The sequence below is a fragment of the Bradyrhizobium japonicum USDA 6 genome, from assembly GCF_000284375.1.
GTDB classification, from domain to species: Bacteria; Pseudomonadota; Alphaproteobacteria; order Rhizobiales; family Xanthobacteraceae; genus Bradyrhizobium; species Bradyrhizobium japonicum.
This window is the reverse complement of sequence record NC_017249.1, coordinates 7,510,495-7,527,115: the sequence shown is the minus strand read 5'-3', so window position 1 is coordinate 7,527,115 and position 16,621 is coordinate 7,510,495. Positions and strand designations below refer to the sequence as shown.

Below are 16,621 nucleotides of genomic sequence, written 5' to 3'. Positions count from 1 at the left end.
TGAATAACGGGAATTGTCCGGGGTTCCCGGTTGCGCCGGCCGGGCCGCTTGCGCACGATCCCGGCCATGATTCGGGACAAGTCCACCAGGAAGCCGGCCAAAGACGGGCCAGAGAAGGGCGCGTCGAAAAAGGATGCCGCCAAGAAGGCAACGCCCGCGAAGGCGGCCAAGAGAGCGGCCGTTAAGGCGCCGGCCGGCAGGCAGGGCGCCATCATCGCCGTCGCATCGCCGAGCTTCCGCCGTGAGCGCGCGCTGATCAAGCGCGGCGTCTGGCCGGTTGCCGGCTGCGACGAGGCCGGCCGCGGACCGCTCGCCGGGCCCGTGGTCGCGGCCGCCGTGATTCTCGATCCCGACCGCATTCCCCGCGGCATCGACGATTCCAAGCGCCTGACGGCCGAGGAACGCGAGAAGCTTTTCGACAAGATCTGCGCCACCGCGCAGGTCTCGGTCGCCGTCGCCTCGCGCTCCCGGATCGACCGCGACAACATCCTGCGTGCCTCGCTGTGGGCGCTGAAGCGCGCGGTGGTGGCGCTGCCCGACGCGCCGCGTCATGTGTTTGTCGACGGCCGCGATCGGCTCGACACCGCCTGCGACTGCGAGGCCGTGATCGGCGGCGACGGTATCGTCCTGTCGATCGCCGCAGCCTCGATCATCGCCAAGGTGACGCGCGACCGGCTGATGTGCGCGCTGGCGCAGGACTGTCCCGGCTACGGTTTCGAGCAGCACAAGGGCTACGCCGTCCCGGAGCACCTCGACGCGCTCGACCGCCTCGGCCCCACCGTCCACCACCGCAGCTTCTTCGCCCCCGTTGCCGCGGCGCGTGCCAAGCATATGCTCTGGACCGTCGAGCCGGTGCGGGACTTGTTTGCGGTGACCGAGGTCGAGGTGCAGGTGGAAGCAAGCGTTGAAATTGATGCGTCAGCAGGCCTGTAGGGCAGACGGTCGTTGCCACAACGCGCAGCGCCCTTTATCAAAACAGATGTGAGCGAATAGGGCCGGCTGGACGGGTTGGCTGCATCTTTCGGACGTTGCATGCGGTTTACCTCCCTGGTCATCGAGCTCATTCGCGCCCGGCCGCGGCTGATCGTGTGGATCGCCGTGCTGCTCCAGGCCGCGATGTGGCTGTTCGTGGCGCTGGTGTTCTATCGCAGCCCGCCCGGCACGCTCGCGACCCTGCTGGCGTTCGGGCGCGAGTACCAGATCGGGACTGATCTGGGCCCGCCGCTACCGATCTGGCTCGCCGACATCGCCTATCGCGCCGCCGGCGGCCACATGTTCGGCGTCTATGTCCTCGCCCAGCTCTGCGAGGTCGCGACCTTCATCGCGCTCTATCATCTCTCCCGCGCCGTGGTCGGCTCACAGCAGGCGGTGCTCGCCGTGCTGCTGACCATGACGGTGCTGGCCTTCTCCTCGCCGGCGCTCGACTTTGGCCCGCTGGTGCTGGCGCGGCCGCTCTGGGCGCTTCTTCTCTTGCATTCCTGGCAGATCATCGGCCAGCGCCGCGGCAATGCCTGGTTTGCCTGGTCGATCGAAGCGGGCCTCCTGCTGCTGACGACGCCCGCGGCGATCTTCCTTCTTCTCCTGCTCGTCGTCTTCGCGGTCTCGACCGCCGGCGGTCGCCGCACCCTGCGCGCGCTCGATCCGCTGTTCGCCTTGATCGTCGTCGCCGTGCTGGCGCTGCCCTATGCGGTCTGGCTGATGCGCGCCGAGACGCTTGTCATGCCGACCCTGCCTGTGGTCGCCGAGCTCAACGCCCGCGCGCTGCACGCGGCCTGGCTGCTCGGCGGGCTCGTGCTCGGCGCGGCGGCGATCCCGGCGCTGACCTTTCTCAATAGCAGCCTCTTCGTCGCCAAGGGCGAGGAAGCGCCGATCATCTACCGGCCGCCGGTCGAGCCGCTCGCGCACAACTTCGTCTATTTCTTCGCGCTGGCGCCTGCGCTCGGCGCGGTCCTGATCTCCGGCCTGCTCGGGCTCGATGCCGTCGTCGGCGGCGCCGGCGTCGTGCTGGTCATGTCGGGACTTGCCGTGGTCGTGACAGCCGGCGACCTCATCGCAATGCGCCGCGCGCGCGTACTGCGGACGGTGTGGGCTGCCGCCGTCGTGGCGCCCGCAGCCGGCGTCGTGCTCGCCGTGCTGTTCCTGCCCTGGACCGGCGCCAACGAGATTGGAACCTCGATGCCAGCGCGCGCGATCTCGGACTTCTTCGATGAGAGCTTTGCCCGCCGCACCAATCATCGCCTGCGCGCGGTCGCCGGCGAGACCCAGCTCGCGAGCCTGATCACGCTGCATTCCGGCCGGCCGCATCTCTTCATCGATGCGCAGCCCGCGCGCACGCCGTGGATCAATCAGGCCAAGTTCAGCGAGACCGGCGGCGTCGTGGTCTGGCGCGCCTCCGATACCGCCGGCACCCCGCCGCCGGAAATCCTCGCACGTTTTCCCGGCATCGTTCCGGAAGTACCGCGCGCCTTCGAATGGCTGGTGACCGGCCGCCAGCAGCTGCTGCGCATCGGCTGGGCCATCGTGCGGCCGAAGGGGACGTAGATCGGGCGTACTCTCTCCGTTCGTCATTGCGAGCGCAGCGAAGCAATCCAGAATCTTTCCGCGGAAATAGTCTGGATTGCTTCGTCGCTTCGTTCCTCGCAATGACGGGGAGGGAGCGCTCAGTCCCTCACGCGCCCGCCAGCACCTTCGCGATCGCGCGCAGATCCTGCCAGGCCAGCCGCTTGTACGATGGCGAGCGCAAGAGATAGGCCGGGTGGAACGTCGGCAGCGCGCGGATGGTGCGCCCGCCCGTCTCGTAGTCGAACCAGCGGCCGCGGGTGCGCATGATGCCCTCGCGCGTCGACAGCAGCGTCTGCGTCGAGGGATTGCCGAGCGTCACCAGCACGTCGGGATTCACCAGCTCGATCTGGCGCTGGATGAACGGCAGGCAGATCTGCGTCTCCTGCGGCGTCGGCGTGCGGTTGCCGGGTGGCCGCCACGGAATCACGTTGGCGATGTAGGCGGTGGTGCGGTTGAGCCCGATCGCGCCGATCATGAGGTCGAGCAGCTTGCCGCTGCGCCCGACGAAGGGCAGCCCCTCGATGTCCTCGTCGCGGCCCGGCGCCTCGCCGACGAACATGATGCGCGCCTGCGGATTGCCGTCGGCGAACACCAGCCGCGTCGCGGTGTGTTTCAGCGCGCAGCCTTCAAAATTCTGCATCAGCTCGCGCAGTGCCTCGAGCGTCGGCGCGGTACGCGCCGCCTCGCGCGCGGAGGCGATCGCAATGTCCGGCGCAGGTGCGGCCTCGCCGCGCATCACCGTGGGCGCGGCAACGGGCCGTGGTGCCTCGACGCGAGGTGCGGCGCGCGGGGCCGGCGGCGGAGCATCCAATTCCGCCAGGCGGTCGACAGGTTCCTCCGCGAGCGCGCAGTCGACCCCGGCCTCCAGATAGAAGGCGAGAAGCTCTCGGACGGTGGGTGCGGGTTCGGGGATCATTTGGAAAGTCAGACTTTTACTATATCAGTTTGGGGTGCCTTGCATCCCAGTGGAACGCATTTCCGTGGTTGTCCTACCCGGAAAAATCGGAAACAAGGGGGCGCAAATGACGAGGAACCGTCTCAAGGGCTGAGATCAGATGAGCACCGAAGAACTTCCCCCGCGCGAATCCATGGAATTCGACGTCGTCATCGTCGGCGCCGGCCCGTCCGGCCTGGCGGCTGCGATCCGGCTGAAGCAGCTCAACGCCGATCTCAACGTCGTCGTGGTGGAGAAGGGCTCCGAGGTCGGTGCGCACATTCTCTCCGGCGCGGTGATCGATCCGGCCGGGCTCGACAAGCTGATCCCGGACTGGCGCGAGGATTCCGACTGCCCGCTGAAGACGCAGGTGAAGGACGACCGCTTCTACTGGATGACGGGAGGCGGCGCGATCAAGCTGCCGAACTTCATCATGCCGCCGCTGATGGACAACCATCACTGCTATATCGGCTCGCTCGGCAATGTCTGCCGCTGGCTGGCGCGCAAGGCCGAAGCGCTCGGCGTCGAGATCTATCCGGGCTTTGCCGCAGCCGAGGTGCTCTATGACGAGCAGGGCGCGGTGAAGGGCATCGCCACCGGCGACATGGGCATCGGCCGCGATGGCAAGCCGAAGGACTCCTTTACCCGTGGCATGGAATTGCTCGGCAAGTACACCCTGTTCGCTGAAGGCGCGCGCGGCAGCTTGACCAAGCAGCTGATCGCGAAGTTCGCACTCGATTCGAAGAGCGAGCCGCCGAAGTTCGGCATCGGCCTCAAGGAAGTCTGGCAGATCGATCCCGCCAAGCACCAGAAGGGTATGATCCAGCATTCGTTCGGCTGGCCGCTCGACCTGAAGACCGGCGGCGGCTCGTTCCTCTATCATTACGACGACAATCTCGTCGCCGTCGGCTTCGTCGTGCATCTGAACTACGACGATCCCTATCTGTCGCCGTTCGACGAGTTCCAGCGCTTCAAGACCCATCCCTCGATCCGCGGTACCTTCGAGGGCGCCAAGCGGCTCGCCTATGGCGCGCGCGCCATCACCGAAGGCGGCTATCAGTCGGTGCCGAAGCTGAGCTTCCCCGGCGGCGCGCTGGTCGGCTGTGCGGCCGGCTTCGTCAACGTGCCCCGCATCAAGGGCGTGCACAATGCGATGGGCACCGGCATGCTCGCCGCAGAGCATGTCGCGGCGGCGCTCGCTGCCGATCGCGCCAATGACGAGATCGTCGACTACGAGAACACCTGGCGGTCCTCGTCGGTCGGCAAGGATCTGTTCCTGGTCCGCAACGTCAAGCCGCTATGGTCGAAGTTCGGCACCGTGCTCGGCGTTGCGCTCGGCGGCTTCGACATGTGGTGCAACACGCTGTTCGGCGCCTCGCTGTTCGGCACGCAGTCGCATGCGAAGCCCGATCGCGCCACGCTCGATCCGGCGAAGAGCCACGCGCCGAAGAACTATCCGAAGCCGGACGGCAAGATCTCGTTCGACAAGCTCTCGTCAGTGTTCCTGTCCAACACCAATCATGAGGAGGACCAGCCGGTCCATCTCAAGGTCGCCGACATGAACCTGCAGAAGACCTCGGAGCACGACGTCTTCGCCGGTCCCTCGAATCGCTATTGCCCGGCCGGGGTCTATGAGTGGGTCGAGGAAGGCGCGAGCCCGCGCTACCAGATCAACGCCCAGAACTGCGTCCACTGCAAAACCTGCGACGTGAAGGACCCCAACGGCAACATCACCTGGGTTCCCCCGGAGGGCGGCGGCGGTCCGAACTACGAGGCCATGTAAGCTAGGCCATGTAAGCCGGGATCACTGGACCAAAGCGATCAAGCCGGGGCCAATGTGACGTGCCCCCGGCATTGTGACGCACGTTCGCGTGAGAACCGGCCCGGGGGAACGGTCCGCGGCCACGATAAGGCCATACTGGCAGCGTCTTGGGGCGTTGTCGGCCGATTTGGGGCGTGCGGAGGGGATCGCATGCCCGAATCCTTGCGGTGAAGCGCCAAAAGCGGCATTGTCGGCCCGACGGTTCCGGGTCCCCATGCCACCGGCCGCGTTCGCATGCGATACGGCCTACTGCTGCAAACCCAGGCACTACAACTCAAGGCGAGCCCCTGATGTTCTCAAATCGTTTCAACCGCTGGACTGTTGCCGCCATCGCCCTCATGGGCACCGCGATCGCGACGGTCCCCGGTGCGGTCCTGGCGCAGACGCCGGACCATCCGTCCGACACGGCGGCGCAATTTCCGACCCGGAACGATCTGAAGTCGCTGACGACCTCCGGCAGCTATCTCGCTGCCCGCCACGCCAGCGTCGAGCGCGATGCGGCCTCGGCCGCCGCCTTCTACCGCTCGGCGCTCCGCACCGATCCCAAGAACAACGAGCTGCTCGATCGCGCCTTCATCTCGTCAGTCGCCGACGGTGACATCGACGAGGCGGTCAAGCTCGCCGAGCGCGTCCTGACCATCGACAAGACCAACCGCGTCGCGCGTCTCGTTGTCGGGGTGCACGATCTCAAGATGAAGAAATACGCGTCCGCGCAAACCAACATCAACCAGTCGATCCGCGGTCCGATCACCGATCTCGTCGCCACGCTGCTGTCGGGCTGGGCCGCCTATGGCGCGGGCGATGCCAAGGGCGGCGTCGCCACCATCGACAAGCTCGCCGGTCCGGAATGGTATCCGCTGTTCAAGGACTTCCATGCCGGCATGATCCTCGAGCTCTCCGGCAAGGAGAAGGACGCCGGCATCCGCTTCGAGCGCGCCTACAAGCTTGACGATTCCATGCTGCGGGTCACCGAGGCCTATGCCCGCTGGCTGTCGCGCAACAAGGATTCCGCGGCCGCGACCGCCGTCTACCAGGCTTTCGACAAGAAGCTCGCCCGCCATCCGCTGATCGTGGAAGGCCTGCGCGACACCAAGGCCGGCAAGAAGATGCCGCCGCTGGCCGACTCCGCACAAGCCGGTGCCGCCGAAGCGCTCTACGGCATCGGCGCCACGCTGACCCGCCGCGGCGGCGAGGATCTGGCGCTGGTCTATCTCCAGCTCTCGCTCTATCTCCAGCCGACCCATCCGCTGGCGCTGCTCTCGCTCGCCGATCTCTATGAATCGGTGAAGCGGCCGCAGATGGCGATCAAGGTTTATGAGCGGGTGCCCGCGACCTCGCCGTTGAAGCGCAACGCGCAGATCCAGCTCGCGATCGATCTGGATTCCGCCGACCGCACCGACGAGGCGATCAAGATCCTCAAGGGCGTCACATCAGACGATTCCAAGGATCTCGAAGCCATCATGGCGCTCGGCAATATCGAGCGCGGCCGCAAGAAGTTCGGCGATTGCGGCGCGACCTATTCGCGGGGCATCGACGTGCTGCCGGCCGGCAACGACAAGGCCAACAGCGTCTGGTATTATTATCGCGGCATTTGCGAGGAGCGCTCCAAGGAGTGGAGCAAGGCCGAAGCCGACATGAAGAAGGCGCTCGAGCTCCAGCCCGACCAGCCGCATGTCCTCAACTATCTCGGCTATTCCTGGATCGACCAGGGCGTGAATCTCGACGAAGGCATGAAGATGATCAAGCGCGCCGTCGAGCAGCGTCCCGACGACGGCTACATCGTCGACTCCCTCGGCTGGGCCTATTACCGCATCGGCAATTACGAAGAGGCGGTGAAGAACCTCGAGCGCGCCATCGACCTGAAGCCCGAGGATCCCACCATCAACGATCACCTCGGCGATGCCTATTGGCGCGTCGGCCGCACGCTGGAAGCGAAATTCCAGTGGGCCCACGCCCGTGATCTCAAGCCCGAGCCGGAGGAGCTTCCGAAGATCGAGGCCAAGATCGCCAACGGCATGACCGACGATTCGAACTCTTCGGCCGCGCAGGCGGACAAGAAGAAGGACGACGGCAAGGGCGGCTAAGAGTGCGTTTGGGGGGCTGATCGCCAATGTCGGCGTTGATTGAAGAAGGGCGCGCGAAGGTCAATCTGAGCCTTCGCGTGGTGGGCCGTCGTGCCGACGGCTATCATGATCTCGAAAGCGTGGTCGCGTTTGCCGACTGCGCGGACCAGCTGACGCTGGAGCCAGGCGGCGAGCTGACGCTCGTCGCCACCGGGCCGCTGGCCGCGGCCTGCGGCGACACCGCGGACAATCTCGTGGTCAAGGCGGCCAGGCTTCTGGCCGAGGCCGTGCCGAATCTGAAGCTCGGGGCCTTCGCGCTCGACAAGGTGCTTCCCGTCGCGGCCGGCATCGGCGGCGGCTCGGCCGATGCAGCGGCGGCGCTGCGGCTGCTCGCGCGTCTCAACAATTTGTCGCTCGATGATCCGCGCTTGCAGAAAGTCGCACTCGCGACCGGAGCCGATGTGCCGGTGTGCCTGGTCTCGCGCGCCTGCGACATGACCGGCGTCGGCGAGCAGCTGCTGCCGCTCGCGCTGCCGAGCATGCCCTGCGTGATGGTCAATCCGCGCGTGCCGGTCGCGACCAAGGACGTGTTCCAGGCGTTGGGCCTGCGCAACGGCGAATTGCTGGTGGGCGCCACTTCCGTCCTCGACGCGCCGGCCTGGCCGGACGAGGGCGCCTCCATTGCCGATTGGGTCGACGTTCTCGAAACCGTGGCCAACGATCTTGAAGCCCCTGCGCTGCGGATCGAGCCGGTGATCGGCGCGGTGCTCGAAGCCTTGCGTGACTCCGCCGGCGTCAAGCTCGCGCGCATGTCCGGTTCCGGCGCGACGTGCTTTGCGATCTACGGCGCAGCGAACGAGGCGCATGCCGCCGCGGAAAAGATCCGGCGCGACCACCCCGCCTGGTGGGTGCATGCGGGGACGTTGAGCTAGGTCTCCCCTGGGACAAGGCTGTCGTAGCCCGGATGGAGCGAAGCGCAATCCGGGATTCTTCCGCCGCGGCGTCCCGGATTGCACTTCGCTCCATCCGGGCTGCGATCGCTACCTTGCCAGCGCCAGATAGCCACTGATGGTCACGATCGACGTGACCGTCGATGCCAGAATGACATTGGACGTCATCGCCGCCTCGCGCTTGTAAAACTCCGCCAGCATGAACGGGCCCGTACCGGTCGGGAGCGCGGCCAGCAGCACCGCTGCATGCGTGAGTAGCGGGGAGAGGCCGAACACGGCGGTCGCCATCACCCAGGTGATAGCCGGCTGAAGCACGAGCTTGAAGCTCACGAGCAGCGCCGCCGATCCGACGTTCGTTTCCGAACTCTCACGCCTGGTCGCAAGGAACAACCCGAGTGCAACAAGGGCGCAGGGTGAGGCCGCGCCCCCCAGGAGTCTCAGGAAGCTTTCGGCGGCATCGGGCACGCTGAGACCGGTGACCGGAACGATCGCAGCCACGGCGGGAGCGACGAGCAGCGGATTGCGTAGCAGGGAGCCGCCGACCTTGGTGACGAGGTGCCTGCGCCGCTTCTCGGTCTGCAGCCCGGTTTCGATCAGCACGATCGCGATCGCAAAGAGCACGCAGACCGTGATGATCGTGGCAATCAGCGTCGGCGCCAGCGCCTCGCGGCCGAGCGCCGCGAGCGCAAGCGGGAAACCGACGAAACCGGTGTTGGCGTAGCCGGCATTGAGCGCGTCGATGGCAGCGTCGGCGAGATGGCGCGGGCGGCGCAGCCGAACGGCGATGGTCAGGCAGAACACCAGCGCCGCGCCGATGCCGAAGGCGGCGATGAAGCGCGGTTGCCAGACCTCGGCCCATTGCGCGTGAGCGACGATGTCGAACAGCAGAGCGGGAAGGGCGAGATAGACGACGAAGCGGTTCAGCTCGCCGGTGGCATGCGGGCCGAGGACGCCGATCCGCCGGGCCAGCCAGCCGGCGAAGATGAGCGCGAAAATGGGGAGGACGGCCGCGAGGGTGGAGAGCATCGGGAAACCAGGCATTGGAGGGACGAATTAGCCCTATCCAATCCAATCGATATCATCCAATACTGATTGCTGCACTGCTTCATACCTTTTCGGTATAAAATGATCGACATCAGACAGATGCGCTATTTCGTGGCCGTCGCCGAGACGTTGCATTTCGGCCGCGCTGCCGAGCGCCTCCACATCAGCCAGCCGCCGCTCAGCCGGCAGATCGCGACCCTGGAGAAGGAACTCGGGGTTCGCCTGTTCGACCGCCAGTCGCGGCGTGCGACGCTGACGCCAGCGGGCCGGCGCTTCCTGGAGGACGCGCGGGCGGTGCTGATCGGTTTCGATCAGGCCTGCCAGAACGCGCGCATGGCCGAGCGGGGCGAAATCGGCGAACTCTCGGTCGGCTTCATGATGCACGCGGCCTACACGGTTCTGCCGGGTCTGACGCGGCGCTACATGGCGAGCCATCCCGGCGTGCGCGTCGAGCTGCGCGAGGTGATCCCGGGAATCCTCGGCGACGCGGTGCTGACCGGGCGCTTCGATGCCGCGATCCTGTTCGATCCCGGTCCCGTGCGCGGTCTTGCGACGCAAGTCATCTTTCGTGAGCCGCTCAGCCTTGCGGTGTACGTCAGTCATCCGCTCGCCGCGCAGAAGACGGTGTCTGCGGGGCAGCTCAATGGTGAAGCCTTCATCGCCGCGCCGGCCGAAGTCGCGCCGAGGCTGCGCCAGTCGATCGCCGGCTATTGTCGTTCGGGCGGGTTCGAACCGACGTTCAGGCTCGAAGTCGAACTGCAGCAGACCATCGTCAGCCTCGTGGCGGAGAATCTCGGCATTGCGCTGGTACCGCGGTCGATGGCGAAGCTCGGAATTGCAAACCTGGCCTTCCGCGATCTCGAAGATGCGCCGATCATCGAGCACGTCGTCGCATGGCGGCCGGGCAATCTCAATCCGGCGCTGGCGCCGTTTCTGGCGGAAGCGCACAGCGATGTCGCGGCCGGTCTGGATTAGCCCTCGGCAAGCCCGAGAAACCGCCGGATCTCACCCAACACCTCTTGCGGCTTGTCATGCTGCAGCCAGTGCCCCGCGCCGGCGATGGTCTCGACACGCGCCTGCGGGAAATAGCGCTCCAGGCCGGCGGCCCTGGCGCCCGCCAGAAAGCTTTCTCCGGCATTCAGCAGCAGCGTCGGACTGGTGATGCGCGACCACAGCGCCAAGTGATCGTCCGGCCAGAGCCGGTGCGGCGCAGAGGCGCGCTGGTAGGGATCGAACTTCCAGCTATAGGTGCCGTCCTCATTCCGCCGCGAGCCGTGCGTTGCAAGATGCAGCGCGAGGTCGCGGGCGAGGCGCTTGTTGTGGAGCACCATCTGCGCGGCCGCGTCTTCGAGGGTCGAATAGCGGCGCGGCGTGCGGTCGTGCAGCCTGTCGAGCTGGCTGACCCATTTGCTGATGCGCTCATGCGTCGGCGCTTTGGGGGTGTCCGGCAACATGGTGACGCCGTCGAGGACGACGAGCTTCGTGACCAGTTCGGGGAACGATCCTGAAAAGATCAGGCTCACCATGCCGCCCATGGAATGGCCGATCAGAGTCACCTGGGGCGCTGCGATGCTGCGAATGAGCTGCGCGAGGTCGTAGACATACTCGGTCAGCGCGTAGCTGCCGCCCTTGGTCCAGTCGGAATCGCCATGACCGCGCAGATCTGGCGCCAGCACGTGAAAATGCGGTTGAAGCGAGCGGGCGATGGCGTCCCAGCTCCGGCAATGATCGCGGCCGCCATGGACCAGGATGGCGACGGGCGCGCCCTCGTTGCCCCAATCGGCATAATGCAGCCGCAGGCCGTGTGACTCGTAAGTGCGACTTTGCGGGGCAAGCATCGGGCGCCGATCCTTCGAAATGCCGGACGAGATAACAGCACGACTGGAGTAGCCTGCTGCCGGCCATTCCACAAGCAAGCCGCAGGTCATGGGCGCTTCGGCGGCGAGCTCGTGCCGGCAAGGCGGCGCATGGCGCGTCGGCGCCGCCGGGTTTCGCGCATCTTCGCGTCGTGACAGCGACGTGCGGTGCGCGACAACGACCTTGCCAGGAGGCGATAACGCGACCAGGACATCATCCTCATCGAACTCTCCATCGCAACAACCATGGGTGAGCCGCGAGCGATGGGTCGTTCGAATTCCACGCGTTACATCTTGGTCATTACCGGTCGGAAAGTCTTTCGGGCCGATGGCGACAATGTTGCGCGCACGCCGTCATCGCGAGCGGATCGGCCTCATCGAAATCGTTCATCGGTATTAAACCTGCGTAAGACGCCGAACGCAGGACGCACTCGTCGCCTCCAACGGATGTTAGGAGGTAAACATCATGAAACTTGTATCTGCGTTTGTCGGCCTTGCCGCACTTGGCGGGGTCACGCTGTCGAGCGGGGCTGCGTCAGCAGCACCGATCGAGGTGCCGATCGGCTATGTCTGCAATGAATGGGGCCATTGCTGGCAACGCCATGACCACGGAGGCTACTACCATCCGCACTATTGGGGTGGTTACGGCTGGCACCATCATTGGGGTGACGGCTGGCGCTGGCATCATTGGGCTCGCTGGCACCGCTGGCATCATTGGCACCACTGGTGAAATCTGAGAAAGGGGCTTCGGCCCCTTTCTTTCTTCGGCTATCGCGTCACCGGCGAAGTTGCTTGTCTCGTCACAGCCGTCAGATTCATGGTCAGCATGACGCCGGGTTTCGGAAGCTCCTGCACCGCAAACACGGTACGAGCGGGCCAGTGCTCCCCCATCATCTCGACATAGGCTTCGTTCATCGCGTCGAAGTCCGACATGTGCTTGAGAAATACATTGATGTGGGTGACGTGGTTGAGGTCGGAGTCCACCGCAGCCAGCATCGCCTCGAACGATCTGAAGATTTGCCGCGTCTGGGAGGCGACATCGGCGCCGGCCAGCTGTCCCGTCTCCGGATCGAAGCCCGCGGTCCCGCCGGTCCAGATGTGTTCGCCGACCTTGGCGATGTGATTATAGGGGCCGATCGGTTTTGGCGTGTTCGGTGGAGTTAACGTTTCTACCCGTGATGTCATCGTCGACCTCGCTCCATGGATCGTCTTCCAATTGTACAATGGAAGATGGAGCAAGCGCATCCGCCAACCTTCGCTAGCCCTGCACCGGCCGCCGCGCCAGCGCGAGCGAGAGGCCAAGGCCTGCGATGAAGACGCCAGAGCCCTGGGTCAGACGCCGCATCAGATGCGGCCTGCCAATCAGCTGCGTGCGCGTTGCAGTTGCCATCAGCACCACGACGACATCGGCGAGCGTGTTCAGGATCACCGAGATCGCGCCGAGCACGATGAATTGCAGCGTGGGGCTCGATCCCGCGGGATCGAGGAACTGCGGAATGAAGGCGAGGAAGAATGCGGCGGTCTTCGGGTTCAGCGCCTCGACAAGCACGCCGTCGCGGAACGCGCGCCTGTCGCCGACGGGCTCGCTCTCCAGCGAGCGCGCGCGGCCGGCGCCGCGGAAGGTCTTGATGCCGAGCCAGACCAGATAGAGCGCGCCGATGAATTTTACGACGGCAAACAGCTCCGCACTGGCAAGGATGATCGCGGAGATGCCGAGGCTGCCCGCGACGACATGAACCAGCCCGCCCAGCGCCGTGCCCGCGGTTGACGCAAAGCCGCTGTAGCGCCCTTCAGACAAGGTCCGTGCCGCGACGTAGAAGATGCCGGGACCGGGAATGGCGGCAATGAGACACGCTGCGGCCAGGAACAGCCAGAAATTCGTTTCGATCATCCCGTTTTGGTAACGAAGCGGGCTGCGATTGCAAGGCCTCTCGTTCAGCCCATCCGGCGGAAGATCACGCTGGCATTCACCCCGCCAAAGCCAAATCCGTTGGAGATGGCGTTGAGCATCGGCATCGGCCGCGCGCTGCCTGCGACGATGTCGATGCCGTCCGCGCCGGGATCTGCGTTCTCGAAATTGCGCGTCGGCGGCGCGACCTGGTCGCGCAAGGCAAGGACGGTGAAGATCGCCTCGAGGCCGCCGGCGGCCCCGAGCAGATGGCCGGTGGCCGATTTCGTCGCGCTCACCGCGATGTTCCGGTTGCGGCCGAACAGCGCGGCGATCGCGCCGAGCTCGCTTTCGTCGCCGGCCGGCGTCGATGTCGCATGCGCGTTCAAATGCTGCAAATCCGCGGGCGCAAGCTTCGCCTGGCGGAGCGCGATCTCCATCGCACGGCGGGCGCCGTCGCCGTCGGGCGGGCCCGACGTCATGTGATAGGCGTCCGCCGTCGTGCCGTAGCCCACGATCTCCGCAATCGGGGAGGCGCCGCGCGCCAGTGCATGCTCCAGCTCCTCGATCACCAGGATGCCCGCGCCTTCGCCCATGACAAAGCCGTCGCGGTCGCGATCGAACGGGCGCGAGGCGCGCGCGGGCGCGTCGTTGAATCCGCTCGACAGCGCGCGGGCCGCGGCAAAGCCGCCGATGCTGACGATATCGATGCAGGCTTCCGCGCCGCCGCAGATCGCGACATCGGCTTCGCCTGCGCGGATCATGCGCGCGGCATCGCCGATCGCCTGGACGCCGGCGGCACAGGCCGTGACCGGTGTGCCCAGCGCGCCCTTGTAGCCGTATTTGATCGAGACGTGGCCGGCGGCGAGATTGGCGAGAAACGAGGGGATGGTGAAGGGCGAGAGCCGGCGCGCGCCGCGCTGCTCGGTGATGCGCACCGCCTCCGCCATTGCCGGGAAGCCGCCGACGCCGGAAGCGATGATCGTCGCGGTTCGTTCCTGTGCGCTCGCGTCCTGCGGCGCCCATTTGGCCTGCGCGACCGCCTCGGCGGTGGCGAGCAACGCGAACAGGATGAAGCGGTCCATCTTGCGCTGGTCTTTTGGTGCGGCGGCTTGCGCGGGGTCGAAGCCGCCTTCGGCATCGTCGGCCTTGTCGGGCACGAGACCGGCAATGCGGGCGGGCAGCGCTTGCGACCATTCCGGCAGAGGGCGCAACCCGCTCTGGCCGGCCAGCAGCCGGCGCCAGGAGAGTTCAACACCGCAGCCGAGCGGCGACACCGCCCCCATTCCCGTCACGACGATACGACGCATGTCAGTCTCCAGCCGGCGCGACGGCCGGGTTCATGGCTTTGAGCGAGGCGAGCCGCTTGCGCATCCCGCGGCTGGCGCGGGGACCCGGGACGACGACCGCATTGGCGAGGGTGATCGGGCGCATGTCGGCGGCATCGACCACGATCGGATCGAACGGACGAGCGTCGCTCCGATTCGCCAGCACGATGGATTCGCCCTTGGGCGCGAGATGCCTGTTGCCGAAGGCCAGCAGCGCCACGACCACAGGGAAGAAATCCCGCGCCTTCTCCGTCAGCACGTATTCGTACCGCGGCGGCCTTTCATGATAACGGCGGCGCACGAACATGCCGCTCTCGGTGAGATGGGCAAGGCGCCGCGACAGGATGTTCGGTGCGATGCCGAGGCTTTGCGAAAATTCGTCGAACCTCGTCGCGCCCTGGAAGGCATCCCGCAAGATCAGGATGCTCCACCATTCGCCGACCGTCTCCACGGCGCGGCCGACCGGGCATTCCAGGATGGAGGGGGATTTGGGCTGCATGGCGGGAAGGTAGGTGAGTAGCTTTCAAAATGCAAGTTACTGGTGGAGGAGTGTTTGGCGAGAACGCCGCGGTCGGGTCAGTGGTGGGATGTGCGGCAGGGACCTGCGCAAATGCTCTCGTACCCCGGACGCAGCGCAACGCCTCGGCGGTGCGCTGCAGAGCCGGGGCCCATATTGCTGATCGCTGCGTGTCGCGTGGGTCCCGGCTCTGCGCAGCAGCGTTTCACGCTGCAGCGCGTCCGGGACAAGAGAGGGAATGCGCCGCTGCCTGGCTCTCCGTCATTGCGAGCACAGCGAAGCAATTCAGAGTCTTGCCGCGGTGACAGACTGGATTGCTTCGCTGCGCTCGCAATGACGATGTTGATGCAGCGTGCGCATATCCATCACCGTCACCCTGAAGCGCCGAAGCGTAGCGGAGGCCTCGGAGGGCGGCGGCCCGGCTGCATCCGGGCCATTCATCCTTCGAGGCTCGCTAGGCGAGCGCCGCAGGATGACGGGGCTAATAGGGGTGCGGAAGCGGAGCGTTAAGCCGTTTCGCTCAGTGCGACCGGGCCAGACAGAACGCGACCACCTGCTCCAGCGCGCTCTTCATCGGCGAGGACGGGAACAGCGCCAGCGCGTCGACGGCCATGGCGCCGTAGTGCTGGGCGCGGCTGAGCGTATCCTCGAGCGCGCGGTGCTTGTTCATCAGGCCGATGGCATGGTCGAGGTCGGTGTCGCCGATCTCGCCGCGCTCCAGCGCCCGGATCCAGAAGGCGCGCTCGGTGTCGTTGCCGCGGCGGAAGGCGAGCACGACCGGCAGCGTGATCTTCCCCTCGCGGAAATCGTCGCCGGTGTTCTTGCCGAGCTTGGCGCTCTTGCCGCCATAGTCGAGCACGTCGTCGACGAGCTGGAAGGCGATGCCGAGATTCATGCCGACCGAGCGGCAGGCGGTCTGTTCCGCCTTCGGGCGGTTGGCGATGACGGGGCCGACCTCGCAGGCGGCGGCGAACAGCTCGGCGGTCTTGCCGCGGATCACGGCGAGATATTCGTCCTCGGTGGTGGCGGTGTTCTTGGCGGCGGCAAGCTGCATCACCTCGCCCTCGGCGATGGTGGCGGCGGCCGCGGAGAGGATGTCGAGCGCGCGGAGCGAGCCGACCTCGACCATCATGCGGAACGCCTGGCCGAGCAGGAAGTCGCCGACCAGCACGCTCGCCTCGTTGCCCCAGAGCATGCGCGCCGACAGCTTGCCGCGGCGCATCTCGCTCTCGTCGACCACGTCGTCGTGGAGCAGGGTCGCGGTATGCATGAACTCGACGGAGGCTGCGAGCTTGATGTGACCGTCGCCGGTGTAGCCGGCGAGGTTGGCCATGGCGAGCGTCAGCATGGGCCGCAGGCGCTTGCCCCCGGAGGAGATCAGATGGTTGGCGACCTCCGGGATCATGGTGACGTCCGATCCGGTCCGCGACAGGATCGTGGCGTTGACGCGCTCCATGTCACCGGCGACAAGGGCAACCAGCTCTTCGATCGACGCGCCGGGAGTTTCGAAAGGTACGATGACGGCCACGCCGGTCTCCAATATTTGCCCCGGAAGGGCTATTCTGATGGAAAGACAATAGAAACTGGCAGCGGATGCGGCAAGTGCCGCGGAACCATTGACATTTGCCGCTTTAGCCCCTTTCAGGCAGGAGACCTG

15 protein-coding genes are annotated in these 16,621 nt (G+C 66.0%); 7 read left to right on the top strand and 8 right to left on the bottom strand.

The features are described from left to right. Positions 1-66 precede the first annotated feature (66 nt). Both rnhB and BJ6T_RS35170 read left to right on the top strand, forming a co-directional pair. Entirely contained in the window at positions 67-933 is an 867-nt protein-coding gene (rnhB, locus tag BJ6T_RS35175; RefSeq protein ID WP_028170140.1) for a ribonuclease HII, read from the top strand. Positions 934-1,032: 99 nt separating this feature from the next. Next, positions 1,033-2,541 carry a glycosyltransferase family 39 protein gene (locus BJ6T_RS35170; protein ID WP_014497350.1) on the top strand — a complete coding sequence of 503 codons (1,509 nt, stop codon included), beginning with the start codon at positions 1,033-1,035 and terminating at the stop codon, positions 2,539-2,541. 127 nt (positions 2,542-2,668) lie between these two features. Here the strand turns inward: BJ6T_RS35170 and BJ6T_RS35165 are convergent, their stop codons facing one another. Next, complete coding sequence (locus tag BJ6T_RS35165; protein WP_014497349.1) at positions 2,669-3,478, bottom strand: uracil-DNA glycosylase; 810 nt, start codon at positions 3,476-3,478, stop codon at positions 2,669-2,671. Positions 3,479-3,617: 139 nt separating this feature from the next. Between BJ6T_RS35165 and BJ6T_RS35160 the strand changes: the two genes are divergently transcribed. From BJ6T_RS35160 to BJ6T_RS35150, 3 genes are all read left to right on the top strand, one after another. Next, positions 3,618-5,279 carry an electron transfer flavoprotein-ubiquinone oxidoreductase gene (locus BJ6T_RS35160; protein ID WP_014497348.1) on the top strand — a complete coding sequence of 554 codons (1,662 nt, stop codon included), beginning with the start codon at positions 3,618-3,620 and terminating at the stop codon, positions 5,277-5,279. 329 nt (positions 5,280-5,608) lie between these two features. Next, positions 5,609-7,402, top strand: coding sequence for a tetratricopeptide repeat protein (locus BJ6T_RS35155; RefSeq protein ID WP_014497347.1), 1,794 nt, complete (start codon positions 5,609-5,611; stop codon positions 7,400-7,402). Between the two features lie 26 nt (positions 7,403-7,428). After that, positions 7,429-8,313, top strand: coding sequence for a 4-(cytidine 5'-diphospho)-2-C-methyl-D-erythritol kinase (locus BJ6T_RS35150; RefSeq protein WP_014497346.1), 885 nt, complete (start codon positions 7,429-7,431; stop codon positions 8,311-8,313). Between the two features lie 108 nt (positions 8,314-8,421). Here the strand turns inward: BJ6T_RS35150 and BJ6T_RS35145 are convergent, their stop codons facing one another. After that, the gene (locus tag BJ6T_RS35145) at positions 8,422-9,357 is read right to left on the bottom strand and encodes an AEC family transporter (protein ID WP_014497345.1); all 936 of its coding nucleotides are present in this window, start codon (positions 9,355-9,357) and stop codon (positions 8,422-8,424) included. A 99-nt stretch (positions 9,358-9,456) separates the two neighbouring features. Between BJ6T_RS35145 and BJ6T_RS35140 the strand changes: the two genes are divergently transcribed. Next, a complete protein-coding gene (locus tag BJ6T_RS35140; protein ID WP_014497344.1) occupies positions 9,457-10,350 on the top strand; it encodes a LysR family transcriptional regulator in 894 nt (297 codons plus the stop codon). Here the strand turns inward: BJ6T_RS35140 and BJ6T_RS35135 are convergent. Continuing rightward, positions 10,347-11,213, bottom strand: a complete 867-nt coding sequence (locus BJ6T_RS35135; RefSeq protein ID WP_014497343.1) for an alpha/beta fold hydrolase — start codon at positions 11,211-11,213, stop codon at positions 10,347-10,349. The genes BJ6T_RS35140 and BJ6T_RS35135 overlap by 4 nt on opposite strands. A gap of 484 nt (positions 11,214-11,697) precedes the next feature. Here BJ6T_RS35135 and BJ6T_RS46250 point away from each other — a divergent pair, with 484 nt between their 5' ends. Further along, a complete protein-coding gene (locus BJ6T_RS46250) occupies positions 11,698-11,961 on the top strand; it encodes a hypothetical protein (RefSeq protein WP_141379261.1) in 264 nt (87 codons plus the stop codon). Positions 11,962-11,999: 38 nt separating this feature from the next. Here the strand turns inward: BJ6T_RS46250 and BJ6T_RS35130 are convergent, their stop codons facing one another. The 5 genes from BJ6T_RS35130 to BJ6T_RS35110 form a co-directional block, all read right to left on the bottom strand. After that, a complete protein-coding gene (locus BJ6T_RS35130; protein ID WP_014497341.1) occupies positions 12,000-12,416 on the bottom strand; it encodes a RidA family protein in 417 nt (138 codons plus the stop codon). Between the two features lie 73 nt (positions 12,417-12,489). Continuing rightward, positions 12,490-13,122, bottom strand: coding sequence for a LysE family translocator (locus BJ6T_RS35125; RefSeq protein ID WP_014497340.1), 633 nt, complete (start codon positions 13,120-13,122; stop codon positions 12,490-12,492). Positions 13,123-13,166: 44 nt separating this feature from the next. Further along, complete coding sequence (gene fabF / locus BJ6T_RS35120) at positions 13,167-14,429, bottom strand: beta-ketoacyl-ACP synthase II (protein ID WP_014497339.1); 1,263 nt, start codon at positions 14,427-14,429, stop codon at positions 13,167-13,169. 1 nt (position 14,430) lies between these two features. Next, complete coding sequence (locus BJ6T_RS35115; RefSeq protein WP_014497338.1) at positions 14,431-14,946, bottom strand: winged helix-turn-helix transcriptional regulator; 516 nt, start codon at positions 14,944-14,946, stop codon at positions 14,431-14,433. Between the two features lie 538 nt (positions 14,947-15,484). Then, positions 15,485-16,492 carry a polyprenyl synthetase family protein gene (locus tag BJ6T_RS35110; protein WP_014497337.1) on the bottom strand — a complete coding sequence of 336 codons (1,008 nt, stop codon included), beginning with the start codon at positions 16,490-16,492 and terminating at the stop codon, positions 15,485-15,487. Between the last annotated feature and the right edge of the window lie 129 nt (positions 16,493-16,621).